Consider the following 24,957-nt stretch of genomic DNA (forward strand, 5'->3'; position numbering starts at 1 on the left):
TATCGTCGAAAGGTGTCCGAGTCGAACCTCCTGCTGGAACCTATTCTCGGCTGGTATGCCGAGAATGCCCGCGACCTCCCCTGGCGCACGCCCGGCGCCTCCCCCTGGTCGATCCTGGTCAGCGAGATCATGCTGCAGCAGACGCCGGTGGCGCGGGTGCTGCCCGTCTGGACCGAGTGGATGGAGCGCTGGCCCACGGCCGCCGCGCTCGCCCAGGAGCCCCCGGGTGAGGCCGTACGCCACTGGGGCCGTCTCGGCTACCCTCGCCGGGCCCTGAACCTGCACGCCTGCGCCCGGGCGATCACCGACCGGCACGGCGGCGAGGTCCCCTCCGACCACGCCATCCTGCTGTCGCTCCCCGGCATCGGCGAATACACCGCGGCGGCGGTGGCCAGCTTCGCCTTCAGGGGCCGCCACGCCGTCCTCGACACCAACGTCCGCCGGGTCCTGACACGGGCGGTGCGGGGCGAGGAATATCCCCCGAAGGCCACCACGCCCGCCGAGCGCAGGCTCGCCGAGTCGCTGCTGCCCGGCGCCGACGACGCCCCCGTCTGGGCGGTCGCCGTCATGGAGCTGGGCGCCCTGGTCTGCACGGCACGCGCCCCCCGGTGCGCCGACTGCCCGGTCAGCGACCTGTGCGCCTGGCGCCTGGCCGGCAAGCCCGCCTACGAGGGCCCCGCCCGCAAGGGCCAGACCTACGCCGGCACCGACCGCCAGTGCCGCGGCCGCCTCCTCGCCGTCCTCCGCCAGGCCCACGGCCCCGTCCCCAAGGACGCCCTCGACGTGGTCTGGGACAGCGCCCCGCAACGGGAGCGGGCTCTCGACGGCCTGGTCGCCGACGGCCTGGCCGAAGTCCTCGACGACGGCACCTACCGCCTCCCCGGCTGACCGGCCGAGAACTCCTCCCGGCCGGCCGGTGTTTGCGGCCGGGCGCGGCCCGCGTCCGGTCAGGCGGCCAGGCGCAGGCCGAGCGCGGTGAGGTTGGTGCGGGCCCAGTCGAGCTCCTCGGCCAGCAGGTTGACCAGGGCGCCGGGTCCCCTGGTCCGCAGCGGCACGGCCAGGTCGTGGGTCTCGACCTCGATGTGCGCGGTGCCGTTCACCGCGCCGGAGAGCATGGCGGTGAGGGTGTCTTCGAGGACCGAGCGGGTGCTCGGCAGCTCCTGGCACGCCTCGCTCACGTGGTTGTGGACGTGGCCGAGCTTGACCACGGGGGCACCGGCGGCCGCCAGGCCGCGCAGGGCCGCTCCGGGCTCCTCCGCGCCACCGGCCAGGTGACAGGCGTCGAGGCAGACCCCGAGGTGATCGGAGTCGATGTCGCAGACCCGCTCCAGCGCCTGCGAGGTGGTCTCCAGCACGCAGCCGGGCCACGGCTCGAAGCCGACCCGGATCGTCTTGCCGGTGACGCTGTAGAGGCCGCGCAGCTCGCGGGAGAGGCGCTCCAGCCGGCGTGAGGCGATCGTGTGCAGGTCGGCCGGCCAGTCACGGCGCCACCCGATGGGGATGGTGGAGATGCTCCCGAAGCGGACGTCGTCCGGCAGCAGGAAGGCCAGGATCCTGGCCAGCGCCATCGTGTAGCGGTAGCGCTCGGGCTTGGCCCAGTCGGGGCCGGGGGCGTCCTGGTTGCGGCCGCCCGTGCCGTTGAGGCTGACGACCTCCAGACCGCGCTCCTCGAGGGAGCGGCGCAGGCGCACCAGCTCGATCCGGTCGGCGACGAGATGGTCGGCGACGCTCGGGGAGAGCCACAGGCCCACGCCCATCCGCTCCACGCCCAGGCGCTTGCGGACCGGAACCGCGTATCGGGTCAGGTGCGCGATCAGGTTCTCCAGGTCCTCGGCGGGATGTACGCCCGCGTTGTAGGACAGGTGAACGAGTGTCCCGCCCTCGTGCCGCAAACGCATCCGATGCCTCCCAGGCGTGCTCGTCTAAGCGCCCTGATTGCCCCACGCCGATGGTTGTGGCGTCACGGGTCAGCGGGCCTTCCCTGCCGGGAACTCGGCCCGGTCCGCACGAGCATCCCGCGCGGGCACCGATCTCCGCGTCACTCCGGGAGCTGATTCTTCGGTACGTCGCTGGGCTGACCTCGGGACCGACCTCACCGCAGTCGATACGACTTGTAGATCACTGGGCGAGTTGAGCCGGATTCACTCTACCGAGTGTAGTACTACCTTCGGTAGGGACGTAGCGCATTGGATAACAAATGAGTAGACCCCGCCGTGAATCTCCTCACGGCGGGGTCAACTTTTACCCGTTGAGCCGGACCCTGTCCCGCGGATCGCCTGGCGTCCGCGGGACAGGACCTGGCCCTAGTTCTGGATCGGCTCCGCGATGGCGGCCGCCGAGTCCGGGACGTGGTCGGCCGGAGCGGCCTCACCGACGAAGACGAACTTCGCGTTGTCGCCCTCGCCCTCGATGCTGATCTTGACGATCTGGCCGGGACGGAGCTCGCCGTACAGGATCTTCTCCGACAGCGTGTCCTCCAGCTCGCGCTGGATGGTGCGGCGGAGCGGACGGGCGCCCATCACCGGGTCGTAACCACGGTCGGCCAGCAGCTGCTTGGCCTCGGGCGAGACCTCCAGACCCATGTCGCGGTCCTTCAGACGCTCGGCGACCTGCGCGAGCATCAGGTCCACGATCTTGATGATCTCCTTCGGCGTGAGCTGGTGGAAGACCACGATGTCGTCGACACGGTTGAGGAACTCGGGCCGGAAGTGCTGCTTGAGCTCCTCCTGGACCTTGGCCTTCATCCGGTCGTAGTTCGACTCGGTGTCGTTGGACTTCGCGAAGCCCACCCCGATGCCCTTGGAGATGTCGCGGGTGCCGAGGTTGGTCGTCATGATGATGACGGTGTTCTTGAAGTCGACCACCCGGCCCTGGGCGTCGGTCAGCCGACCGTCCTCCAGGATCTGCAGCAGCGAGTTGAAGATGTCCGGGTGGGCCTTCTCGATCTCGTCGAAGAGGACCACGGAGAACGGCTTGCGCCGCACCTTCTCGGTGAGCTGGCCGCCCTCCTCGTATCCGACGTAGCCGGGAGGAGAGCCGAACAGCCGGGAGACGGTGTGCTTCTCCATGAACTCGGACATGTCCAGCATGATCAGCGCGTCCTCGTCCCCGAACAGGAACTCGGCCAGCGCCTTGGACAGCTCGGTCTTACCGACACCGGACGGGCCGGCGAAGATGAACGAGCCACCCGGACGGCGCGGGTCCTTCAGACCGGCGCGCGTGCGGCGGATCGAGCGGGACAGACCCTTGATGGCGTCGTCCTGGCCGATGATCCGCTTGTGGAGCTCGTCCTCCATCCGGAGCAGCCGCTGGGACTCCTCCTCGGTGAGCTTGAAGACCGGGATGCCGGTGGCCGTGGCGAGGACCTCGGCGATGAGCTCCTCGGTGACCTCGGCGACGACGTCCATGTCGCCGGCCTTCCACTCCTTCTCGCGGCGTTCGCGCTTGAGCTGGAGCTGCTTCTCCTGGTCGCGCAGCGCGGCGGCCTTCTCGAAGTCCTGCGCGTCGATCGCGGACTCCTTGTCGCGCCGCACGTTGGCGATCTTCTCGTCGTACTCACGCAGGTCCGGCGGGGCGGTCATGCGGCGGATGCGCATGCGCGAGCCGGCCTCGTCGATGAGGTCGATCGCCTTGTCCGGCAGGAACCGGTCGCTGATGTAGCGGTCGGCGAGCTGCGCGGCGGCCACGAGGGCGCCGTCGGTGATGGAGACCCGGTGGTGCGCCTCGTAACGGTCGCGCAGCCCCTTGAGGATCTCGATCGTGTGGCTGAGGCTGGGCTCGGCCACCTGGATCGGCTGGAAGCGGCGCTCAAGCGCGGCGTCCTTCTCCAGGTGCTTGCGGTATTCGTCGAGGGTGGTCGCGCCGATGGTCTGCAGCTCACCACGGGCCAGCATGGGCTTGAGAATGCTGGCGGCGTCGATCGCGCCCTCGGCGGCACCCGCGCCGACGAGCGTGTGGAGCTCGTCGATGAACAGGATGATGTCGCCGCGGGTGCGGATCTCCTTGAGGACCTTCTTCAGGCGCTCCTCGAAGTCACCGCGGTAACGGGAACCCGCGACCAGTGCACCCAGGTCGAGGGTGTAGAGCTGCTTGTCCTTGAGCGTCTCCGGGACCTCGCCCTTGACGATCTTCTGGGACAGGCCCTCGACGACGGCGGTCTTGCCGACGCCGGGCTCACCCACCAGGACAGGGTTGTTCTTGGTCCTCCGGGAGAGGACCTGCATGACCCGCTCGATCTCCTTCTCCCGGCCGATGACCGGGTCGAGCTTGCCCTCGCGGGCGGCCTGGGTCAGGTTGCGGCCAAACTGGTCCAGCACAAGGGAGGTCGACGGCGCGGCCTCCTGCGGACCGCCCGCGGCGGCCGGCTCCTTGCCCTGGTAGCCGTGGAGCAACTGGATGACCTGCTGCCGCACGCGGTTGAGATCCGCGCCCAGCTTCACCAGCACCTGGGCGGCGACGCCCTCGCCCTCACGGATGAGGCCGAGCAGGATGTGCTCGGTGCCGATGTAGTTGTGACCCAGCTGCAAGGCCTCGCGGAGCGACAGCTCAAGGACCTTCTTGGCGCGCGGGGTGAAGGGAATGTGCCCCGACGGCGCCGACTGCCCCTGGCCGATGATCTCCTCGACCTGCTGACGCACACCTTCAAGACTGATGCCGAGGCTCTCCAGAGCCTTGGCGGCAACGCCTTCACCTTCGTGGATCAGACCAAGAAGGATGTGCTCCGTACCGATGTAGTTGTGGTTGAGCATCCGGGCCTCTTCTTGGGCCAGGACGACAACCCGCCGTGCGCGGTCGGTGAACCTCTCGAACATCTCGTCGCTCCTCACAGAGCGGTAAGGCAGGTCCGGGATGTCCGGGCCCTGTCATCCCGCATGGTAGCCCCGACCCGGCGACCGCTCTAAGCAGAAGACGTTCCCCGAGAGCAGGGCGTTCACCCTCCATCCAACTACTTACCGGGGGTGGGATGTTCCCGATACGCCGCAAGCGAACGACGTTTATCGGCCCCTCAAACGCGTCATGCGGTCATGGCCGCCACCGGACCCCACCGTGGCCGCCATAACCGCATGATTCAACGATCTAGTGAGCCGCTTCGTACTGCTCGACGATCTTGGAGGCGATTCGACCGCGCTCGCTGACATTAAGGCCGTGCGACTTCGCCCATGCCCGGATGTCGGCGCTCTTCTCCCGCGTCAGTGCCCGAGCCCCACCTGCGCGGCGGCGGCGAGGGGCCAGCGCCCCGGAACGGCGGGCGCTCTGCACGAAAGGCGACAGGGAGTCGCGGAGCTTCTTCGCGTTTACGTCACTCAGGTCAATCTCATAGCTGGTGCCGTCAATCGCGAAGGCGACAGTCTCATTGGCCTCGCCCCCATCGAGGTCGTCGATGAGAATCTCCTGGATCTGCTTGGCCATCTACGCAATCCTTTCGCGGAGTATTGTTTCATTCGCAAGCTAAACATATACCCGCAATCGGAGAGCGGCAATTCCGGGAGCCCGGCGATTCTTGCCGGGAACCCAGACCGCGAGTGGATCAGCTGTTCTGCGACTCAGCCCGATCGGGCCGTTTTGCCGGGCGGCGGCCGGCGGCTTCACTGCGAAGAAGCTTGACCACTCCGTAGATGAAGGCCCCGCCGACGACCACTGGAGGTATCAACGCGGACAATACGTCGCTCATTCGTCCTCGCTCCGCACCTGGGGTGACATTCTGGAGACCATGGAAATTTTCGGCGGCGGCGGCGTCGTCGCCCGCGCCGGGGACCCGATCGATCACGCCGGATCCGCCTACCGATGACCTTAGCGTCACCGGCGGGCGGCGCGCGTCACCGGGGCGACCATGCGGCCGTGCACTACCTTAATGCTTCTCTCCAGCCGTCTTACCGGTTGCACTCCGGAAAGCCGCCTGGAAAAACCCGACAGAGCGATCACGTGATGATCAACTTTGCCGGAAAACCAATGCCCGCCCAGGTCCTCGACCGCGAGGCCACCCGCCGCCCCGCCGCGAAACCCCTGCTGAAGAGGGCTGCGGACAAGGATGAACGGGATCGTCGCGGAGCCGGAGACCGTCACCGCAAGGTCGGCCGCGGAATGTCCGTGGTGATGAGAACAGCCGGTTGGAGAGCCGTCCGCTTCACCGGGCGGGCGGCCCGCGGCGCAACGCCATCGTACGGAACAAGGCGGGGCTTCATCGCTTTCTTACCAAGAGTACGTCCGCCTCTGGCATGCGGGACATAGTCGTACCCCGTATAACCACCAAACGCGATCGGGTGCGCCAACAACCCCGGCAACACCATGGGGCCCGGCCGCGGATCGGCAAGAAGGTCTTCGCGGGCCGGCCCGAAGGCCCGGAGATGGCGGAGAAGGCGAAGGAGAGAATCCAGTAGAGCGCCGCGGAGACGGAGCGGCGGCGATGCCGGCGGCCGGGCGCGCCCGCCATTCGGCCACCGGCACGGGAACTCCCGGCGGCAAGTGCCCGCCATTGGTCCTCCATAGGACCATAGGGGCCGCGGGCGGCGGCGACGCCGATCGGCTGCGTTTGTCGGCGCCGGCGCGCGAGGGGGCGGCCATAACCTTCCCCCCGGCGACGCGTATGGGTTTGCGCTTCCATGGCGGCGCGGCGGAACGCCGTTACGGGGCCGGTTTTCTCATCCACGCATGAAATCGGGGCCGGCGGTTCAACCGCCGGCCCCGATATTCACGGAACTACTTGGTCTTGACGACGACCGTCTTGGCCACCTTGTCGTGCAGGGCCTGCTGCAGGGGCTTGTCCCACAGCGGCCAGAGCACGTCCACCAGCACGAAAACGCCCACCACCAGATTCACCAGCAGGGAGAGGAAACCCAGCAGGGCGGAGAGGCCGTTGACGATGTAGCTGCCGAACAGCACGAGAGCCCGCTTGAGCGCGCTGCCCATGTCGATGTTGCTGACCAGCTGGCCGCCCACCGGGACGACCTTGATGCCGATGATCTGCTTGCCGAGGGTGGTGCCGTTGCGCCCCAGCATGAAGACCTCGTAGCCGATGAGGGCCACGCCGACGATGAGCGTGTTCACCATCGACTGGAGGAAGATGTTGCCGGTCACCTCGTAGGTGGCCGGGTCGAACGACACCCTGAACGGCAGCGAGGCCACGAACCCGACGATGCCGGCGGGGATGCCCACGATCAGGAGGTCGAGGATGCGGGCCACCAGACGCTGCCACCACTCCGCGAGCGGGGCGGGGGCGCCGGGAGGCGTCGCGCCCTGCGGCGCGTATCCCTGGCCGTAGGCGGGAGCCTGCTGGCCGTATCCCTGCTGCTGCCCGTAGGCGGGCTGCTGGCCGTACGCCTGCTGCTGGCCGTACGCCTGCTGCTGCCCGTAGCCCTGCTGGGCGTCCTGCTGGCCGTAGGCGGGAGCCTGCTGGCCGTATCCCTGCTGCTGCCCGTAGGCGGGCTGCTGGCCGTAGCCCTGCTGCTGCCCGTAGTCCGGCTGGGCGGGCTGCTGGCCATAGGACTGCTGCTGCCCGTAGGACTGCTCCTGGGCGGGCTGACCGTAGGCGCCGGTCCCCGGCTGCTGACCGTAGCCCTGCTGGCCGTAGGACTGCTCCTGGGTGGGCTGGCCGTAGGCGCCGGTCCCCGGCTGCTGCCCGTAAGCAGGCTGCCCGTAGGCGCCGGTCCCCGGCTGCTGGCCGTAGCCCTGCTGCTGCCCGTAGTCCGGCTGGGCGGGCTGCTGGCCATAGGACTGCTGCTGCCCGTAGGCGGGCTGCTGGCCGTAGCCCTGCTGCTGGCCGTAGTCCGGCTGGGCGGGCTGCTGGCCGTAGGCGGGCTGCTGGCCATAGGCGCCGGTCCCCGGCTGCTGACCGTAACCCTGCTGCTGGCCGTAGCCCTGCTGCTGACCGTAACCGGGCTGGGTCTGCCCCGGGCCGGTGTGCGGCTGTGAGGCATCCGATCGATATCCCACAATTGTCACGTCGGGATCATGTTCGCCAGGGGCTCGACCCGCATTGTGCTGTCCGTACTCCGGCTGTCCCGACGGTGTGCGATCGCGGTCGGGATCATCCTGATACGGCGGCTGTCCGGTGCTCACCGCGTCACCTCACTACTTCGACGGCGCATGTGGCCATATGTGAGGCTCACATGCTTGCTGCAGCACAAGGTATCGAGATAGGTATCAACAGTCATCTTTCTGATCAGTAACCGTCAAGGTCACGTCAGCCCTGATCGCGCGCCAGATGGAGCAGCATCCGGGTGTTTCCCAAGGTGTTCGGCTTGACGTGCTCAAGATCGAGGAACTCGGCGACACCCTCGTCATATGAGGCGAGAAGTTCGGCGTAGACCTCCGGGGAGACGGGCGTGCCCTGAATCTCGCGGAATCCGTGCCGGGCGAAGAACTCGACCTCGAAGGTGAGGCAGAAGACCCTGCGGAGTCCGAGCCCGCCGGCGGTGCGGATCAGCTCGGAGACGATCTTGTGACCGATGCCCAGCCCCCGGCAGGCGGGGTCGACGGCGACGGTGCGGATCTCGGCGAGGTCCTCCCATAGGACGTGGAGCGCCCCGCAGCCCACGACCGCGCCGGCCCGCTCGGCCACCCAGAATTCCTGGATGTCCTCGTACAGGGTGACCGTGGCCTTCTCCAGGAGGCGCGGGCCGGCTCCTCCGTAGGTGTCGACGAGCCGCCGGATGGCACGCACGTCCGGCGTGCGGGCACGCCGTACCGTGACCGCGGCCGCGTCCGGAGCGGCCTCCGGCCGGCTCAGCGGCCCCTGCCCCGCGTCCACGCCCGCGACGTCGGTCTCCGGCCGCCGCCCCGCGGTCCCGGCGCCGTCCGCGGCCGGGGTGGAGGAATGCTGCGCAACCTGCTCCATGACCGATCAGCGTACGTCCTCGGCGCGCTCGAATTACGGCTCACCCTTAACTCGTGACCCGCAGCCACCAGATGACCCACGGTAGTCGATTCATGACGCTGGGCTGAAGGCGCGAACAGCGGAGCGGAACCCGCCTTTCACATGGTCATGGAGCTGCGGAGACCTCCGGCCGAGACGCCGCGGGGCCTCATAGAACCAGCTTGGAGCGCATGTCGATCATGAAGTCGCGTGATCTTCTCGTGACATTTCAGTTGTGAAAGCTCTACCGAGTTTGTAGTTCTGGTTGAGCATGAACCTCCAATTGCACTAATGTCCGTGCTCGATGTCAGCGATGTTAAAGCGCTGAACCGCCGAATCCCCGGACCCGGGGAACCGGGGACCCACCCTTTAGTCCCCCGGGGTGAATCCGAGGTGGCACCAGCACCCTCGGTAGGGCTGCCTCCGGCCCGAACCCGTCAGCTAACCCGGTAGGCGGCCGAGAGAGGAGCCTGTTGGTGAAGCGCACGCGTGACCGTGGGAGAGAGCGCGCGGGCAGACATGCCCGCCGTCGAGAACACGCCTCACGTGGACTCACCCGCCGCATGACGGTCATCGGACTGGCGTTCGCCTCCCTGACCCTCGGCACCCCTCTGGTCTCGGCCACCGCCGACCCGCAGCCCGGTCTCCAGGAGCTCGCCAAACAGGTCGAGAAGCTGCACACCGAGATCGAAACGCTCACCGAGCAGTACAACGGCGGGCGGGTCAAGCTCAAGCAGGCGCAGCGCGCCGCCGCGAGCGCCAAGAAGACCCTCGCCGTCAGCGAGTCCCAGCTGGCGGCCCGGCGCACCAAGGCCAGCCTCCTGGCGCAGAGCAACTACATGTCGGGGGGCCTGGGCTCGACCCTCGCCTTCACCCAGTCGTCCGACCCCGACACCTTCCTCGACCTGGCGACCACGAGCTACGCCCTCCAGCAGCAGCAGAACGAGGAGGTCGCCCAGGTCGCCCAGGCGATCAAGGCCGCCGAGCGGGCGCAGGCCGGCGCCAAGGCCCGCACCGCCGAGGTCAAGGACCTCCTGTCCGACATCGGCGCCAAGCGCACCAAGATCGAGCGGCTCGTCACCAGGGTCGAGAGCGACCTGTTCAGCGAGGTGCGCAGCCGGGCCAAGACCACCCGGGGCAGCCGGGTCAAGATCAGCGTGCCGGTCGTCGGCAGCGGCAAGGCCGCCGAAGCCGCCCGCTGGGCGCTCAGTCAGCAGCTCAAGCCGTATGTCTGGGGCGCCGAGGGACCCAACTCCTTCGACTGCTCCGGCCTGGTCATGTGGGCCTACCAGAAGGTCGGCATCAGCCTGCCGCACTACACCGGCGACCAGTGGACCGCGGGCACCCACATCTCCAGAGAGCAGCTCCGCCCGGGCGACCTGGTCTTCTTCTACAGCGACCTGCACCACGTCGGGATCTACATCGGCGCCGGCCTGATGGTCCACGCCCCCCAGACCGGTGACGTCATCCACATCGCCTCGATCGACAACCGGCCCTTCGCCGGAGGCGTCCGGGTCGCGGACTGAGCCGCCGGGCCTGAGGCCGCCGCCGGGGTCCCTGGGATCCCGGCCGAGGCCGGAGCCCTGATCGAGGCCGGAGCCGTGATCCCCGGCCGAGATCGCGGGCCGGGCGGCGGCGGGCCCGCGCTTCCCTGCCGAGGTCACGGGCCGGGCGGCGGGCCGGCCCTCCGCAGGAGCTAGATCAGACGGCGGCGGGCGGCCCAGGCCACGGCCTCGATCGCCGTGGCGACACCGATGCGGTCGCAGATCCCACGGAGTCTGCGCCGGACGGTCCGGCCACTGATGTCGAGACGACGCCCCACCCGGTCCACGGTGACGCCCTTGGCAAGTTCTGCCAGGAGCACGAGATCTTCGTCACTTAGACCGATCTCGCCCATGCCCAGGAGGCTTTCGCCGCGACGGGAATCCACTTCGGGATATGCCATCTAGAGTCGCTCCCCCCGCACTGAACTCAGGCGTGAGTATGTTGGAATCAAGGCCGCCCGTCAGGAACGGTAAACGCCTTGTTCAAAGGTCGTCAAGCTCCGATCTCCATAGGGGCGACGGACGCTATTGACATAGCGCCCGCTACGTGAAGTACTCATGATATGTCAGTGCCTTTGCGGTTAAGTCGCAGCCAAGCCAAGGCGCGCACCCGCAAGCGTCTGCTGGCCGCCGCAGGCGAAGTCTTCGCAGAACAAGGTTTCGCCAGGGCCTCGGTCGACGAGATCGCCTCCAGGGCGGGCCACACGGTCGGTGCCGTCTACTCACATTTCACCGGAAAAGATGACCTCTTCCTCGCACTCTTCGACGAGCACGCCCCCCATCCCCTTGACGGCGTCGGGGAAATCCCCTCCCAATGTGAGGACGACGAGACCGCCTTTGCGGCATTCGGCGACTATCTGGCCGGAGTGGCCGATCGGCACACGGCCTGGAGCACGCTGGAAATGGAGTTTCTGCGCTATGCGCTGACCCGGCCGGAATTACTCGACCGGCTGGCCGCCCGCTGGTGGGCTCCCCGTACGGCTGTCGCCCGCCTGGTGGCCCCGCGCTGCGCGGCACACGACCCGGCCGCCGTGGCGACCGCGATCATCGGGCTCTTCGAGGGGCTCGTCACGCAACGCCGCGTCGACCGCGCCGCGGTGCCGTCCGAGCTGTTCGCCGAGGCGCTGCGCTGGCTCATGGCCGGGCTGGCCCGCACTCCCGGGAGAGCGAGGGCGGACACACCGTGAGAGCGGCCGTGAGAGCCCAGGGGCCGGCTGCGGTGAGGTCCCAGAGCCGGCGGCGGTGAACGGCTGAGAGCCGGCGACAGGGAGAGCCCGGGAGCTGAGAGCCCGGGGAGCCGGGGCTCCTCGCGACGGCGCCGCACCGGGCCTGGCCGGCCGAGCCTGGGCCCGGCGTGCGGGCCCCGGGACCGGCGTGCGAGAACCGGGACCGCGGGCAAGAACCGAGGCCACGCGGCGGGGGAGTCCCGCCGCGCGGCCCCGGGCTCCGGAAGGCTCAGCCTGCCGGCTTGACCAGCGGGAACAGGATCGTCTCGCGGATGTTCTTGCCGGTGAAGGCCATGACGAGGCGGTCCACACCGAGCCCCATGCCGCCGGTGGGCGGCATGGCGTATTCCAGGGCGGTGAGGAAGTCCTCGTCGAGCTGCATGGCCTCCGGGTCGCCGCCCGCGGCCAGCAGTGACTGCTCGGTGAGGCGGCGGCGCTGCTCGACCGGGTCGACCAGCTCCGAGTAGGCGGTGCCCAGCTCGGTGCCGAAGCCGATGAGGTCCCACTTCTCGGTCAGCAACGGGTTGTCGCGGTGCTGGCGGGTCAGGGGGGAGGTCTCCAGCGGGTAGTCCATGACGAACGTGGGCTGGATGAGGGTGTGCTCGACGAGCGCCTCGAAGATCTCCTGGACGAGCTTGCCCTGGCCCCACTTGGGGTCCCAGTGGATGTCGTGCGCGTCGGCGTGCTTGCGGACCTGCTCCAGCGGGGTCTCGGTGGTGACCTCCTCGCCCAGCGCCTCCGAGACCGCCCCGTAGAGGGTGACCCTCGGCCACTCCGGCAGGCCCAGGTCGATCTCCTGGCCCTCGTAGGTCACCACGGAGTGGCCGAGCGCGGCCACGACCGCACTCTGGATCATCCGCTGGGTCAGGTCGGCCATGTCGTTGTAGTCGAGATAGGTGCCGTAGGCCTCGAGCATGGTGAACTCGGGGTTGTGGGTGGCGTCCGCGCCCTCGTTGCGGAAGTTGCGGTTGACCTCGAAGACCTTCTCGATGCCGCCCACCACGAGCCGCTTGAGGTAGAGCTCGATCGCGATGCGGAGGTAGAGCTCCATGCTGTAGGCGTTGATGTGGGTCTTGAACGGCCGGGCCGCCGCGCCGCCGTGGATCGGCTGGAGCATCGGCGTCTCGACCTCCAGATAGCCCTCGCCGTGCCAGAAGTCACGGATCGCCCGCACGACGGCGCTGCGGGTGTAGGCCATCTTCCGCGCCTCGTCGTTGACGATGAGGTCCAGATAGCGCTGGCGGACCCGCGCCTCGGGGTCGGTGAGCCCGGCGTGCTTCTCCGGCAGCGGGCGCAGGCACTTGGAGGTGATGGCCCAGCGGTCGGCGAGGATGGACAGCTCGCCCCGGCGGGAGGTGATGACCTCGCCCTCGATGCCGACGTGGTCACCGAGGTCGACGTCACGCTTCCACGCCGCCAGGGACTCCTCGCCCACCTTGTCCAGGGAGATCATGACCTGGAGGTCGGCGGAGCCGTCGCGGATCGTGGCGAAGCAGAGCTTGCCGCCGGTCCGGGAGAGCATGACCCGGCCAGTGACGCCCACCCTGTCGCCGGTCGCGGTGTCAGCGATGAGATCGGCGTATTTTTCACGGATCTCGGCGTTGGTCGCGGTGCGCGGGAAGTTCACCGGGTAGGGGTCGACGCCCTCGGAGCGGAGGCGGTCGAGCTTCTCCCGGCGCACGCGCATCTGCTCGGGCAGATCCTCGGCTGGGTTCGTCACTTCATCGGTCACAGGGCAAGGTTACCGATGTCCGTGCTAGGCGGTGTTACGGTGATAGATCAGGCGGAGCCCGATCAGCGTGAGCCACGGCTCGTGCACGTCGATCGAGCGCGCCTCGCTCACCACGAGCGGCGCCGCGCTGCCGGTGGCGACGACGGTGACGTCGTCCGGGTCCTCGGACAGCTCGGCCGCCATGCGCTCGACGATCCCGTCCACCTGACCGGCGAAGCCGTAGATGATGCCCGCCTGGAGCGCCTCGACCGTGTTCTTGGCGATCACCGAGCGGGGCCGGATCAGCTCCACCTTGTGGAGCTGGGCCCCGGCCGCGGCCAGCGCGTCCACCGAGATCTCGATGCCGGGGGCGGTCACCGCGCCGACGTACTCGCCCTTGGCGGAGACGGCGTCGAAGGAGGTCGCCGTGCCGAAGTCGACGATGACGCACGGCCCGCCGTACAGCTGGATGGCCGCCAGCGCGTTGACGATCCGGTCGCTGCCGACTTCCTTCGGGTTGTCCATCCGGACCGGCACCCCGGTCCGGATGCCGGGCTCGACGATCACCGCGGTGACGTCGCCGTAGTAGCGGCGGCACATCTCACGCATCTCGTTGAGCACCGACGGCACCGTGGAGCAGAGTGCGATGCCGTCGACGTCGGCGCCCTTGAGCAGCGGCGACTGCCCGAGCAGCCCCTGCAGCACGACGGCTATCTCGTCGGCCGTGCGCCGGGCGTCGGTGGCGATCCGCCAGTGCTCGATGACCTCGTCGCCCTCGAAGAGGCCGAGAACGGTGTGGGTGTTACCGACGTCGATGGCAAGCAACATCAATTCCCCCGAAGGTCCAGTGCGATATCAAGGGCCGGCGCCGAGTGGGTGAGCGCTCCCACCGCAAGGTAGTCAACGCCGGTTTCAGCCACGTCACGGGCCGACTCCAGCGTCAGCCCCCCGCTGGACTCCAGCCGCGCCCTGCCGTCCACCAGCCGTACGGCCCGCGCCAGATCGTCCACGGTGAAATTGTCCAACAGGATCTCCTCGGCCCCCTCGGCGAGCACCGGCTCGATCTGGTCGATCCGGTCGACCTCCACCTCGATCGGCAGGCCGGGGTAGGCGTCCCGCACCGCCCGGAACGCTCCGGCTACTCCACCAGCGGCCACCACGTGATTGTCCTTGATCAGCGCGGCGTCCGAAAGCGACATGCGGTGATTGACCCCGCCCCCGCACCGCACGGCGTACTTCTCCAGGGCCCGCAGCCCGGGAAGCGTCTTGCGGCTGTCCCTGATCCGCGCCCCGGTCCCCTCCACGGCCCGGACCCACTGGCCGGTGAGGGTCGCGATGCCGGACATGTGGGTGAGCAGGTTGAGCGCGGTCCGCTCGGCGGTCAGCAGGTCCCGGGTGGGGCCGGTGACGGTCATCAGCACGTCGCCCCTCGTGACGTGCTCACCGTCCTTGACCCGGCGCTCGGCCGTGAGGCGGCCCTGGCTGAGGTAGGAGAACACGCCCTCGGCGACGGCGATCCCGGAGACCACCCCGTCCTCGCGGGCCACCACGTCGGCGGTGTCGGTCTGCCCGGCCGGGATGGTGGCGAGGGTGGTGACGTCGCCCGGAGCCTGGAGGTCCTCGGCCGCAGCGGCCGCCAGGACGGCCGTCACCACGGCCGGGTCGAGACCCGCCTCGACCAGGTCCGTCTCCACCTGGGGCGGCAGCACGGTCGCCCGCTGTCCGTGCGGCACATACGTCATGGTCATTCCTTCCGCTGTAAGGGTCACGTCGAGGTGGCCCAGCCACCAGGCATCGTTACGTTCGGGGAAGTCCTCGCGCCAGTGCGACCCGCGGGTCTCCTCACGATTGCGGGCGGCCGCCACCAGTGCCGACGCGACCGTCAGCAGGTTGGTGGCCTCCCACGACTCGGTGCACGGCTCCACCGCCACCGGGGTCCACCGGGTGCTCACCAGGGCCTTGGCGACCTCGGTCAGGGACTCCCGGCTGCGCAGCACGCTCGCGCCCCGGCTCATGTGGCCCTGGATCCTGGGCCGGGCCCTGGGGTCGACCAGGCCGGTGGGCCGGTCGTCGGTCACCGGCTCGCCGGGCGCGGGCCGTACGGCGGCCGGGGCCGTCCCGGCCGTGTCTACCCACCGGTCCGGCTCCGCGCCGGAGCCCTCGGCTCCGGCACTGCGCCGCGCGTGGATGTCGGCGGCGATCCGCCCGGCGAAGACCAGCCCTTCGAGCAGCGAGTTCGAGGCCAGCCGGTTGGCGCCGTGCACGCCGGTGCAGGCCACCTCGCCGCAGGCGTACAGGCCCGGCACGCTGGTACGGCCGTGCAGGTCGGCGCGGACGCCGCCGCTGGCGTAGTGGGCGGCCGGGGCGACCGGGATGGGCTGGGTGACCGGGTCGATGCCGTGTTCGCGGCAGACCGCGTGAATCGTCGGGAAGCGGGTGCGCCACTTCTCCTCGCCGAAATGGCGGGCGTCGAGATACATGTGGTCGGCGCCGGTCTCGCGCATCCGCCGCATGATCGCCTTGGCCACGACGTCACGGGGCGCGAGGTCGGCGAGTTCGTGGACGTCCTTCATGAAGCGGGTGCCCTCGGCGTCGACCAGCACCGCGCCCTCGCCCCGGACCGCCTCGGAGATCAGCGGCTGCTGGCCGGTGGAGTCCTCGCCGAGCCAGAGCACGGTCGGGTGGAACTGGACGAACTCCAGGTCCCTGACGACGGCGCCGGCCCGCAGTGCCAGCGCCACCCCGTCACCGGTGGAGACGACGGGGTTGGTGGTGGCGGCGTAGACCTGGCCCATGCCGCCGGTGGCCAGCACCACGGCCCCGGTCCTGACCGCTCCCACCCCGTCGCGCTCGCCCTCGCCCATGACGTGCAGGGTCACCCCGGCGGTCCGGCCGTCGGCGTCCTTGAGGAGGTCGAGCACGAGCGCGTGCTCGATCACCTCGATCGCCGACTCCTGGACGGCCTGGACGAGCGCCCGCTGCACCTCCGCGCCGGTGGCGTCTCCGCCCGCGTGCACGATCCGGTTGCGCCGGTGGCCGCCTTCCCGGGTGAGCTGGAGCTCGCCCGAGTCGTCGGTGTCGAACCGGGCGCCCGTCGCGATCAGCCCGCGCAGCGCGGCGGGCCCCTCGGTCACCAGGACCCGCACGGCCTCCTCGTCGCAGAGGCCGACCCCCGCGATGAGCGTGTCGGACAGGTGCTCGGCCGGAGTGTCCTGCGGGTCGAGCACGGCGGCGATCCCGCCCTGCGCCCAGCGGGTGGACCCCGACGACAGCACGTCCTTGGTGACGACCAGGACCTTCGCCTCGGGGTCGAGGCCGGCGTACCGCAGTGCCAGGGTCAGGCCCGCGACGCCGGAGCCCACCACGACCACGTCGGCCTCGACCGTCCAGCCCGGAGCGGGCGCGGTCAACCTCTGGGGGATGGCAGGGATCGCCATTGCCGCCTCCTCGCGAGGGGTGTTAGAGGCTCATCATTTCGTCAACCTGACGATAACGGGCGCGCCGGAGTGACTCTTCCCCGGGGTGGCGGTAGCGCCGCTCGTGCACGGCCCGGGATGCGCGGAGGATCCGAGGGGACGCGCCGCCGGCGGCAGGACGTGTCCCCCTCGGATGTGAGGTATCCCTCAGGCGTGCCGCAACCCTCAGATCACGAAGACCACACCCAGCGAGCACGCCGGCGCCGGGACCCCGGATCAGGGGTCCACCGGAGTCAGGGGTCCAGGGGTCCAGGGGTTCGGGGGGTTCGGGGGGTTCGGGGATCCAGGGGTCAGAGCCTGGAAGCCCGCCGGGCCGCAGGAGGGTCCGCAGGACGGCCACCGGCCCCGCAGGACGGCCGCCGCACCGCTGGACGGCCGCCGCACCGCCGGACGGCCGCCGCACCGCCGGACGGTCCGCTGGGCCGCCGGACGCCAACCCGGCGGCCCAGTCCACAGCGGAGAACGCGCCACCACGCCCAACGGGCGAGTCCTTCACGTGCACGCGCCCCCACCTACAGCACAGCACTACACGTTGACCTGCGCAAACCCCGCCTAGTGCGAGGAATCCGCGTGGGAGGAATCCACCGGGTGGTGGAGCCCGTCGCCGCGCAGGAGGCCGGGGGCCGGGGCCACGGGGCCCGGGATGGGGACAGCGGAACCGGGGGGCGGAGCGGCGAGGTCGTGGCCGAGTTCCACGATCCGGTTGTCACGGTCGACGTGGACGACCCTGGGCTGGAAGGTCCTCGCCTCGGCGTCGTCGAGCTGGCCGTACGCGATGATGATCACCAGATCGCCCTGGTGGACGAGACGGGCGGCGGCGCCGTTGATGCCGATGATCCCGGACCCCCTGGGGCCCGCGATCGTGTAGGTCACCAGCCGGGCGCCGTTGTCGATGTCCACCACGTGCACCTGCTCGCCGGGGAGCAGGCCCGCGGCGTCGAGCAGGTCCGCGTCGACGGTCAGCGACCCGACATAGTGCAGGTCCGCCTGGGTGACGGTGGCGCGGTGGATTTTGGACGTGAGCATGGTCCGGAGCATGCGTCGATCACCTTTCGTCCGGTCGCGCCGCCCCATGAGCGTGCACGCCTGCGCGGAATATATCCGACGCCCCGGAGCCACCGCCCGAGGCCCGTCAGCGGGGTCCCATCCACCTGACTCGGCAGACGGCACGGGCTATCGCGTGATCTCGCCGGAATCCGAGGACGGGCGCTGTGGGCTGTGAGAGGCGCCCGTCAGGGTGTAGGTGCGGGTAAGCGCGATGAGGTCGCCGTCCTCCCTGGTGGCCGCGGTCAGGCCGGGCGGCCTTGGGCGGAAGCCCGGCACCGCGGACAGGCCGTCGGTCTCCGCGATGGCGGTGAGGCGGATCCGGTCCGCGTCCGGTACGCGCACCGTGATCTGGACTCCCTGGGCGGGGATGCCCCTGAAGCGGACCTCCGCGGGCCAGGTGCCGGCCCGCTTCCCGGTGACGGGGACGCTCACGGAGCCGAACCTGCCGGCGGACGCGGTGGCCTCGGTGATCGGGTGGTCGACCCTCAGCGTCACCGAACGCGCCCCCTTGCCCGCCGTCACGTGCAGCTTGACCGTTTCCTGGTCGCGCGACAGCACGGAGACACGCGGGCCGGCGGCCCTGATCACCGGTGCGGGGCCGGTCCGGAGCGCGCCCCGCGCGTATCCCTCGGGCAGTGCCGCGGACTCGTGGCCGGAAACGTACCGCCTGGTCCATTCTCCGGGGTCGGTGTCGGCGCTGACCCAGTGAGCGGTGCGGGTGTCGGCGTCCATGACGTACGCCAGGTGCGTGCGCTGCGGCCGGTCCGCGTCGAACCCGTCCACCAGCAGCCCCGCACCGGCCAGCCCCAGGGCGAGGACGACGGCTGTCAGGGGCACGGCGACGGCCCGCTCCGGCCCGGTGCCGGGTACGGGCAGGAACAGTTCGACGATCGGCAGCACCGTCAGCCCGAACAGTGCCAACACCAGCGCGCTCACCCCGCCCAGCGCCAGCCCCATCCCGTCGAAGGCGTTGGCCGCCAGAGAGGGCAGCAGCATCGCGGCCGTGACCGGACCCAGCATCGCCGCCGTCAACCGCGCCCAGGCGGATGCGGGGATCAGGACGGCAGCCAGCCCGCCGAGCGCGCACAGCAGCGCCGGCAGGGCGAACAGGAAGGATGCCCCGGGCGCGGACCAGGCGCACAGCACGCCGAGCCCGGCCGGCCAGACCAGCGCCCCGACCGACAGCGCCGCCGGCCCCAGCCTGCGGCGCAACGGCAGATACCAGCCGAGCAGCGCCGCCCCGGACAGGACCGCGACCGCCGCCTGGAACGCCTGCGGGCGATGCAGGAGACCGCCCATGGCGTCGTAGGCGGGTCGCACGGCCACCAGCACCTCCCACAGCCCCTGCGCCAGGAGAGCCGAGCCGGCCAGCGGGACGACGGCCGAAGCCGCCGCCCACAGCAGCCGGGGAAGGCTGAGCAGCCGCCTGACGCGGGCCAGCAGCGCCAATCCCGCCACCGCGAGGACGGCCGACACCGCCAGCGGCCATACGAGCCGGTCAGAGTAAGTGATCATGGTTCCGAGGGCACGGAAATAGGTGACGTCATGGTCGGCGGGCAACGACCCGAGGTCCGCGTTCCCCAGGGCACGGGCCAGCGCCAGCATGTTCGAGCCGTGGTGCTGCAGGCTTCCGCGGTGAAGGTTGGCGATGGAGTCGTCGGCGGTGTGGTAGAGCGAGGAACGCTCGATGTAGGCGAAGTTCATGCCGGTGAACCCGGCCTTGGTCAGCGGGGTGAAGTCGGTGTTGTTCGGCAGCAGCCGGTAGAGCTCCACCATGGAGGAGTCACCGCGCGGAGCCGGAACGGCGTTGACGAACGTCTCGACCAGCCGGGCGTTGTTCCTTGAGGTCTCGAACATCAGCGAGGGGCCGCTCACCCCGCGGGCCTCCCAGTTCAGCAGCACGCCGCCCTTGCGGGCCAAGGGGTGTTCGCGGACGAAGGCCTCGGCGCCGAGCACGCCGTCCTCCTCGCCGTCCGACATGAGCAGCACGATGTCATTACGCGGGCCGGTGCCCGCCCGCAGCGCCCGGACCGTCTCGATCATCGCGGCCACCGCCGCACCGTCGTCGGAAGCACCCGGTCCCATCGCCGCTGAGTCGTAGTGGGCGGCGATGAGAACCGTACCGGTGGGATCGGTCCCCGGCAGCCGGCCCACGATGTTGTCGACCTGGCCGAACGTCGCCAGCCCCGCCGCCGAGCGGGCCCCGACCGACCGCTGGACCTCGACCTGGAGACCCGCGGCGCGCAGCCGCCCGGCCAGGTAGTCCCTGGCCCGGTCGCTTTCGGGACTGCCGATGGGCCGCGGCCGGGTGGCGAACTCCGTCAGGTGGGCCACGGCTCGCTCGGCGCTGAACTCGCCGCTCGGGGCCGAGGCCGGCAGGGGCTGCATCGTGCTGTCCGTCATGGCGGACAGCACGATGACCGCGGCCAGCGCGAGAAGGGCGGCCAGGCCGGCCAGCGTCCGTCTCGGGACGTCGAACATCTTTCCGATCATGGCCAGGAACAGTAGGTTCGGCGGCTCGGCTGGAGGAATGAGGCCCATGTCCGTTTATGCCGGTGGTTTTCCGCAGGTGTGGTTTTCCACACCTGGAAACGGTCACACGCCTCATTCCGGCGCTACCCTGACCGTTCATAGCCTCTGGGGCATGACAGATTGGCTGGTTGGGCTGATGGAAAGCTTCGGGGCGCCAGGTGCGGGACTGGCGATCGCGTTGGAGAATCTCTTCCCGCCTCTACCCAGTGAAGTGATCCTGCCGTTGGCCGGCTTCACTTCCTCCAGGGGCGAGATGGACCTGCTGACCGTGCTCGCGTGGACCACGGCGGGCTCGGTCCTGGGCGCGCTGGCGCTGTACTGGGTGGGCGCGCTGCTCGGCCGCGAGCGCACGCTGGCCCTGGCCGCCCGGATCCCGCTGCTGAAGATCTCCGATATCGACAGGACCGAGGCGTGGTTCCTCAAGCACGGACGCAAGACCGTGTTCTTCGGCCGGATGATCCCCATCTTCCGCAGCCTGATCTCGATCCCGGCCGGGGTGGAGCGCATGCCGCTGGTCACGTTCACACTGTTGACCGCGGCCGGCAGCCTCATCTGGAACACGATCTTCGTTCTGACGGGCTACGTCCTGGGCGAGAACTGGTCGCTGGTGGAGGCCTACGTCGGCATGGGCACCAACGTGGTGATCGCCCTGGTGCTACTGGCCGTCCTGGTGTTCGTGGGCGTCAGGGTGGCCGAGCGGCACCAGGGGCGACATGCGTCTCGCCGCTGAGGGGCTGCGGCTGCTGGGGGCGGTGCTGCTGGGGACGGTCACCGCCCTGATCGAGCTGGTCTTCCTCCTGCCGGCGCTGCCGTTCGCCGGCCGTCCGGCCGTGCGGGCGGCGGCCCGACGGCTGGCCGTGCTCGAAGCCCGCCGGCTACGCCTCGACCCCGCCGCCCTCGGGCTCGGCACGGGCCACTCCGATGGACGGGAGCTGCGGTATCTGGCGACGCGGGCGCCGGTCGGCGTACTCGGCGGCCTGGTGGTCGCCTTGCTCGTCATCGGCACGCGGATGGCCGTCACGCTCGTCTGGTTCTGGGGCAGGGGACTGCCGATCGACGGCATGAGACCGACCGTGCCCCTGATCGCCTATGCCTGCCTGGTGGGTCTGGTCCTGCTGTTCCTGGACCTGTCGGGCATGGCGGGGGTGCACGCGCTGGAGCGGCGACTGGCCCTGCGGATGCTCGGCCCCGACCCCACCGAGGTGCTGCGGCACCGCATCGCCGAGCTGGCCGAGAGCCGCGCGGGCGTTGTGGCGGCCGTGGACGCCGAGCGACGCAGGATCGAACGCGATCTGCACGACGGGCTGCAGCAGCGGCTGGTGGCGCTGTCGATGATGGTCGGCCGGGCCCGCAGGGGCCGTCCCGAGCTGCTGGAGCAGGCGCACGAGCAGGCGCAGCAGGCACTGGCCGAGCTGCGTGAGGTGGCCTGGCGGGTGTACCCGTCGGGGCTGGACTCCCTCGGCCTGGGCGAGGCGCTGGCCGGTGTGGCCGAGCGGTCGAGCGTGCCGGTCAAGATCGTGTGTGAGCTGCCCGCGCGGCCGCCGATGGCGGTGGAGACCGTCGCCTACTTCGTGGTCAGCGAGGCGGTGACCAACGCCGCCAAGCACGCCCGCGCCACCGCCGTCACCGTGGAGGTGCACGGACAGGACACAATGGTCGTCGTGTGCGTACAGGACGACGGTGTGGGCGGGGCGGATGCCGCAGGCGGCGGACTGTCGGGGCTGGCGCGACGGGTCGCCGCGCTGGACGGGACCTTCACGGTGACCAGCCCGCCGGGCGGGCCGACCACGATCGTGGCGGAGCTGCCGTGCGGGTGATCCTGGCCGAAGACTCCACGCTGCTGCGCGAGGGCCTGGTACGGCTGCTGCTGGAGGAGGGCCACGAGGTTCCGGCCGCCGTCGGCGACGGCGAGGCGCTGGTGTCGGCGGTGGCCGCGTACCGGCCCGACGCGGTGGTGGTGGACGTGCGGATGCCGCCCACGCACACCGACGAAGGGCTGCGCGCGGCGCTGGAGATCCGGCGGCGCTGGCCGGAGGTCAAGGTGCTGGTGCTGTCGCAGTACGTGGAGAAGAAGTACGCCACCGAGCTGATGAGCGCGAACGTGGAGGGTGTCGGCTACCTGCTCAAGGACCGGGTCGCGCAGGTGACCGACTTCCTGGACGCGCTGGAGCGGGTGGGCGCGGGGGGCGCCGCGTTCGACCCCGAGGTGGTGCGCCAGTTGCTGGCCCGTACGAGTCAGGTGGACCCGCTGGCCAAGCTGACCGCGCGCGAGCGCGAGGTGCTGGAGCGGATGGCCCAGGGCCAGACCAACGCCTCGATCGCGCAGGCGCTGCACGTGTCGCAGAGCGCGGTGGAGAAGCACGTCAACTCGCTCTTCGACAAACTCTCGCTGTCGCACGCCACGGGCTACAGCCGCCGGGTGCTGGCGGTCCTGCGCTACCTCGACTCCTGAGCCGAGGTAGCCGCGGAGGCGGCGCGCCGCCGGCCCCGGAGAACTCCGGCGGACACCGCGCTAGAGGGTGACCGTCACGTTGTCGATCAGCCTGGTGGAGCCCACCCTCGCGGCCACGGCGAGGATCGCCTCACCCCGGTGGTCGGCGCCGACCTCCTCGAAGGTCGCCGGGTCCACCAGGACCAGGTAGTCGACCTCCACGGCCGGCTCCCCCGCCAGCACGGCCCGCGCGGTCCGCCGGATCTCCTCCGGCGTCGGCTCCGCGGCCCCCGCGAACAGGGCCTGGGACAGGGCCAGCGCCGTCCGGCGCTCGTGCGAGGACAGGTAGCGGTTACGGCTGGACAGCGCCAGGCCGTCGGCCTCCCGGACCGTGGGCGCCCCGACGACGGAGACCGGGACGTCGAGGTCGGCGACCATCCGGCGGATCATCGCCAGCTGCTGGGCGTCCTTCTGCCCGAACACCGCCACGTCCGGCTGGACCAGGTTGAACAGCTTGAGCACCACGGTGAGCACGCCGTCGAGGTGACCGGGCCGGAACACCCCCTCGACGATCGTGCCCATCCCGCCCGCCGAGACGCCGACCTGCCGGTCCGGTAGGTACATGTCCTCGGCGGAGGGCGCGAACACCATGCTCACGCCCTCGGCCGCGCAGACCTCCAGGTCGGTGTCGAACGTGCGGGGATAGCGGGTGTAGTCCTCGCCGGGGCCGAACTGCAGGGGGTTGACGAAGATGCTCACGGCCACGTGCTCGGCCTGCTCGCGGGCCAGCCGGATGAGCGAGCGGTGTCCTTCGTGCAGCGCCCCCATGGTCGGCACCAGGGCCAGGGCCGCCCGTCCGGGGGACACCGCTCCGCCGATCTTCAGGGCCTGCCTCGCCTTGACCAGCTCGGCGCGGTCACCCACCACGATCACGTCCATATGTTGCCTCCCAGAGCGTCCAGGAGACGCTCGGCGGCCTCCGGTTTGAGCAGCCCGGCCGCCAGCGCCCGGTCCGCCGTGAGCCTAGCGAGGGCCACGTAGGCGTCCGCCGCCTCGGGGGCGGCCAGGATCAGCGCGTCCACGTGCTTGCGGACCGTCCCGGCGTCTCCGCGCACCACCGGGCCGGTCAGCCCGCCGATGCCGAGCCGCAGCACGTTCTCCAGGGCGGCGCCCAGCAGCGGGCCGAGCATCCGGCCCGGCTGCTCCACGCCGATCTTCTCCAGCAGCTCGGAGGACTCCGCGACGAGGGTCACCATGTGGTTGGCCGCTCCGGCCAGGGCCGCGTGGTAGAGCGCCCGGTCCTCGTCCTCGATCCAGACCGGCTCGCCCTCCATCTCGATGACCAGCGCCTCGGCCACCGGGCGGAGCATCTCGGGCGCGGTGACACCGTAGGAGATGCCGACGAGCCGGCGGAGGTCGTCGTCCTTGCCGGTGAAGGTCATCACCGGGTGGAGCGCCAGCGGGAGCGCCCCCGCCTTGGTCGCCGGGTTCAGCACGGCCAGGCCGTACGCGCCGCTGGTGTGGGCCACCAGCTTGCCCCGCAGGTCGGCGCCGGTGCCGACCAGACCCGTGACCAGGTCGGGCAGCACGTCGTCGGGGACCGTCAGGAGGACGAGGTCGGATCCGGCCACCACGTCCTCCGGGCGGGTGAGGGTCAGGCCGAGCCGCTCGGCCGCCCGCTCCCGGGAGGAGTCGGAGACCCCGCTCGCGGCGACGACTCGATGGCCCGCCCGCGCGAGCGCGGCGCCGAGTGCCGAGCCGACCCGGCCGGCTCCGACCACTCCGACGGCCAACCGTGCCGGGCGATCGCCTGCGTCCATGACGTCCCGTCCTTCGACCAGATGGGGGCTCCGTGCCCAGTTGACCAGCGTAACGGGCCCGGCCACCGCAGCCACGCCGAGGCGCGTGTCCGAAAACGGCACCCGACTCCGGAGCCCGCCCCCGCCCGGGGATCGCCCCGTCCGGGCCCGCGTCCGCGTGGGGATCCGCACCTGCTCCGAGGCCCCGCACCCGCCCGATCCCGTTCTCCGAGGCCCCGCGCCCGCCTGATCCCACACCGTCTGACCCGTTCTCCGAGGAGCCGCGTCCGCCTGGTCCCATGCCCGGCTGAGGTCCGACCCGCCGTCCATCGGCTGTCCG

20 protein-coding genes and 1 riboswitch are annotated in these 24,957 nt (G+C 70.4%); of the genes, 6 read left to right on the plus strand and 14 right to left on the minus strand.

The genetic code is table 11. The features are described from left to right. Nucleotides 1-12 precede the first annotated feature (12 nt). Complete coding sequence (locus ACZ6R6_RS07985; protein WP_470091155.1) at nucleotides 13-888, plus strand: HhH-GPD family protein; 876 nt, start codon at nucleotides 13-15, stop codon at nucleotides 886-888. A gap of 59 nt (nucleotides 889-947) precedes the next feature. Here ACZ6R6_RS07985 and ACZ6R6_RS07990 read toward each other — a convergent pair whose 3' ends face one another. The 6 genes from ACZ6R6_RS07990 to ACZ6R6_RS08015 form a co-directional block, all read right to left on the minus strand. Then, a complete protein-coding gene (locus tag ACZ6R6_RS07990) occupies nucleotides 948-1,898 on the minus strand; it encodes a TIM barrel protein (RefSeq protein ID WP_470091157.1) in 951 nt (316 codons plus the stop codon). 405 nt (nucleotides 1,899-2,303) lie between these two features. Then, entirely contained in the window at nucleotides 2,304-4,811 is a 2,508-nt protein-coding gene (locus ACZ6R6_RS07995) for an ATP-dependent Clp protease ATP-binding subunit (RefSeq protein ID WP_306862195.1), read from the minus strand. A gap of 265 nt (nucleotides 4,812-5,076) precedes the next feature. Beyond that, entirely contained in the window at nucleotides 5,077-5,409 is a 333-nt protein-coding gene (locus tag ACZ6R6_RS08000; RefSeq protein WP_012895497.1) for a histone-like nucleoid-structuring protein Lsr2, read from the minus strand. Between the two features lie 118 nt (nucleotides 5,410-5,527). Continuing rightward, nucleotides 5,528-5,767: a hypothetical protein gene (locus tag ACZ6R6_RS08005; RefSeq protein ID WP_470091361.1), complete on the minus strand. Its 240-nt coding sequence runs from the start codon at nucleotides 5,765-5,767 to the stop codon at nucleotides 5,528-5,530. A gap of 929 nt (nucleotides 5,768-6,696) precedes the next feature. Continuing rightward, nucleotides 6,697-7,938 carry an RDD family protein gene (locus ACZ6R6_RS08010; protein WP_470091160.1) on the minus strand — a complete coding sequence of 414 codons (1,242 nt, stop codon included), beginning with the start codon at nucleotides 7,936-7,938 and terminating at the stop codon, nucleotides 6,697-6,699. A 241-nt stretch (nucleotides 7,939-8,179) separates the two neighbouring features. Beyond that, nucleotides 8,180-8,833 carry an amino-acid N-acetyltransferase gene (locus ACZ6R6_RS08015; RefSeq protein ID WP_470091161.1) on the minus strand — a complete coding sequence of 218 codons (654 nt, stop codon included), beginning with the start codon at nucleotides 8,831-8,833 and terminating at the stop codon, nucleotides 8,180-8,182. Nucleotides 8,834-9,171: 338 nt separating this feature from the next. Beyond that, nucleotides 9,172-9,322: riboswitch (cyclic di-AMP (ydaO/yuaA leader) on the plus strand. A gap of 92 nt (nucleotides 9,323-9,414) precedes the next feature. Here ACZ6R6_RS08015 and ACZ6R6_RS08020 point away from each other — a divergent pair. Continuing rightward, complete coding sequence (locus ACZ6R6_RS08020) at nucleotides 9,415-10,377, plus strand: C40 family peptidase (protein WP_470091163.1); 963 nt, start codon at nucleotides 9,415-9,417, stop codon at nucleotides 10,375-10,377. Nucleotides 10,378-10,547: 170 nt separating this feature from the next. Here ACZ6R6_RS08020 and ACZ6R6_RS08025 read toward each other — a convergent pair whose 3' ends face one another. Continuing rightward, on the minus strand, nucleotides 10,548-10,748 hold the full coding sequence (locus tag ACZ6R6_RS08025; protein WP_031157992.1) for a LuxR C-terminal-related transcriptional regulator: 201 nt from the start codon (nucleotides 10,746-10,748) through the stop codon (nucleotides 10,548-10,550). A gap of 216 nt (nucleotides 10,749-10,964) precedes the next feature. On the opposite strand from ACZ6R6_RS08025, the gene ACZ6R6_RS08030 reads away from it, so the two are divergent. Then, nucleotides 10,965-11,582 carry a TetR/AcrR family transcriptional regulator gene (locus ACZ6R6_RS08030; RefSeq protein WP_470091166.1) on the plus strand — a complete coding sequence of 206 codons (618 nt, stop codon included), beginning with the start codon at nucleotides 10,965-10,967 and terminating at the stop codon, nucleotides 11,580-11,582. A gap of 268 nt (nucleotides 11,583-11,850) precedes the next feature. Here ACZ6R6_RS08030 and lysX read toward each other — a convergent pair whose 3' ends face one another. The 5 genes from lysX to ACZ6R6_RS08055 all read right to left on the minus strand — a co-directional run bounded on the left by lysX (nucleotide 11,851) and on the right by ACZ6R6_RS08055 (nucleotide 20,348). Next, nucleotides 11,851-13,353, minus strand: a complete 1,503-nt coding sequence (gene lysX, locus ACZ6R6_RS08035; RefSeq protein ID WP_470091167.1) for a bifunctional lysylphosphatidylglycerol synthetase/lysine--tRNA ligase LysX — start codon at nucleotides 13,351-13,353, stop codon at nucleotides 11,851-11,853. A 24-nt stretch (nucleotides 13,354-13,377) separates the two neighbouring features. Then, nucleotides 13,378-14,160, minus strand: coding sequence for a type III pantothenate kinase (locus ACZ6R6_RS08040; protein WP_306862173.1), 783 nt, complete (start codon nucleotides 14,158-14,160; stop codon nucleotides 13,378-13,380). Further along, the gene (locus ACZ6R6_RS08045; RefSeq protein WP_470091169.1) at nucleotides 14,160-16,769 is read right to left on the minus strand and encodes an L-aspartate oxidase; all 2,610 of its coding nucleotides are present in this window, start codon (nucleotides 16,767-16,769) and stop codon (nucleotides 14,160-14,162) included. Before ACZ6R6_RS08045 ends, ACZ6R6_RS08040 begins: the two co-directional genes overlap by 1 nt. Before the next feature lie 591 nt (nucleotides 16,770-17,360). Then, a complete protein-coding gene (gene panD, locus ACZ6R6_RS08050) occupies nucleotides 17,361-17,846 on the minus strand; it encodes an aspartate 1-decarboxylase (RefSeq protein WP_470091170.1) in 486 nt (161 codons plus the stop codon). Nucleotides 17,847-17,981: 135 nt separating this feature from the next. After that, nucleotides 17,982-20,348, minus strand: coding sequence for a M28 family peptidase (locus ACZ6R6_RS08055; protein ID WP_470091172.1), 2,367 nt, complete (start codon nucleotides 20,346-20,348; stop codon nucleotides 17,982-17,984). Nucleotides 20,349-20,499: 151 nt separating this feature from the next. Here ACZ6R6_RS08055 and ACZ6R6_RS08060 point away from each other — a divergent pair, with 151 nt between their 5' ends. Genes ACZ6R6_RS08060 through ACZ6R6_RS08070 form a run of 3 tightly spaced genes read left to right on the plus strand, consistent with a single transcriptional unit; the run spans nucleotide 20,500 to nucleotide 22,839 of the window. Continuing rightward, nucleotides 20,500-21,117, plus strand: coding sequence for a DedA family protein (locus ACZ6R6_RS08060; RefSeq protein WP_470091173.1), 618 nt, complete (start codon nucleotides 20,500-20,502; stop codon nucleotides 21,115-21,117). Continuing rightward, nucleotides 21,101-22,204 (plus strand): sensor histidine kinase, encoded by a 1,104-nt coding sequence (locus ACZ6R6_RS08065; RefSeq protein WP_470091174.1) that lies wholly within the window; start codon nucleotides 21,101-21,103, stop codon nucleotides 22,202-22,204. Before ACZ6R6_RS08060 ends, ACZ6R6_RS08065 begins: the two co-directional genes overlap by 17 nt. Further along, nucleotides 22,195-22,839 carry a response regulator gene (locus tag ACZ6R6_RS08070; protein WP_470091176.1) on the plus strand — a complete coding sequence of 215 codons (645 nt, stop codon included), beginning with the start codon at nucleotides 22,195-22,197 and terminating at the stop codon, nucleotides 22,837-22,839. The genes ACZ6R6_RS08065 and ACZ6R6_RS08070 overlap by 10 nt, the downstream gene beginning before the upstream one ends. 60 nt (nucleotides 22,840-22,899) lie before the next feature. Here the strand turns inward: ACZ6R6_RS08070 and panC are convergent, their stop codons facing one another. Both panC and ACZ6R6_RS08080 read right to left on the minus strand, forming a co-directional pair. Beyond that, a complete protein-coding gene (panC, locus tag ACZ6R6_RS08075; RefSeq protein ID WP_470091177.1) occupies nucleotides 22,900-23,757 on the minus strand; it encodes a pantoate--beta-alanine ligase in 858 nt (285 codons plus the stop codon). After that, nucleotides 23,748-24,638 (minus strand): Rossmann-like and DUF2520 domain-containing protein, encoded by an 891-nt coding sequence (locus tag ACZ6R6_RS08080; protein WP_470091178.1) that lies wholly within the window; start codon nucleotides 24,636-24,638, stop codon nucleotides 23,748-23,750. The genes panC and ACZ6R6_RS08080 overlap by 10 nt, the downstream gene beginning before the upstream one ends. Nucleotides 24,639-24,957: the final 319 nt, after the last annotated feature.

It is taken from the genome of Streptosporangium sp. NPDC048886 (assembly GCF_055586905.1).

Bases quoted from the DNA above. Each gene is read 5' to 3' on its own strand.
- ACZ6R6_RS07990 (WP_470091157.1), bottom strand. From the start codon at position 1,898: ATGCGTTTGCGGCACGAGGGCGGGACACTCGTTCACCTGTCCTACAAC.
- ACZ6R6_RS07995 (WP_306862195.1), bottom strand. From the start codon at position 4,811: ATGTTCGAGAGGTTCACCGACCGCGCACGGCGGGTTGTCGTCCTGGCC.
- ACZ6R6_RS08000 (WP_012895497.1), bottom strand. From the start codon at position 5,409: ATGGCCAAGCAGATCCAGGAGATTCTCATCGACGACCTCGATGGGGGC.
- ACZ6R6_RS08015 (WP_470091161.1), bottom strand. From the start codon at position 8,833: ATGGAGCAGGTTGCGCAGCATTCCTCCACCCCGGCCGCGGACGGCGCC.
- ACZ6R6_RS08020 (WP_470091163.1), top strand. From the start codon at position 9,415: ATGACGGTCATCGGACTGGCGTTCGCCTCCCTGACCCTCGGCACCCCT.
- ACZ6R6_RS08025 (WP_031157992.1), bottom strand. From the start codon at position 10,748: ATGGGCGAGATCGGTCTAAGTGACGAAGATCTCGTGCTCCTGGCAGAA.
- ACZ6R6_RS08040 (WP_306862173.1), bottom strand. From the start codon at position 14,160: ATGTTGCTTGCCATCGACGTCGGTAACACCCACACCGTTCTCGGCCTC.
- ACZ6R6_RS08045 (WP_470091169.1), bottom strand. From the start codon at position 16,769: ATGGCGATCCCTGCCATCCCCCAGAGGTTGACCGCGCCCGCTCCGGGC.
- panD (WP_470091170.1), bottom strand. From the start codon at position 17,846: ATGCTCCGGACCATGCTCACGTCCAAAATCCACCGCGCCACCGTCACC.
- ACZ6R6_RS08055 (WP_470091172.1), bottom strand. From the start codon at position 20,348: ATGATCGGAAAGATGTTCGACGTCCCGAGACGGACGCTGGCCGGCCTG.
- ACZ6R6_RS08060 (WP_470091173.1), top strand. From the start codon at position 20,500: ATGACAGATTGGCTGGTTGGGCTGATGGAAAGCTTCGGGGCGCCAGGT.
- ACZ6R6_RS08065 (WP_470091174.1), top strand. From the start codon at position 21,101: ATGCGTCTCGCCGCTGAGGGGCTGCGGCTGCTGGGGGCGGTGCTGCTG.
- panC (WP_470091177.1), bottom strand. From the start codon at position 23,757: ATGGACGTGATCGTGGTGGGTGACCGCGCCGAGCTGGTCAAGGCGAGG.
- ACZ6R6_RS08080 (WP_470091178.1), bottom strand. From the start codon at position 24,638: ATGGACGCAGGCGATCGCCCGGCACGGTTGGCCGTCGGAGTGGTCGGA.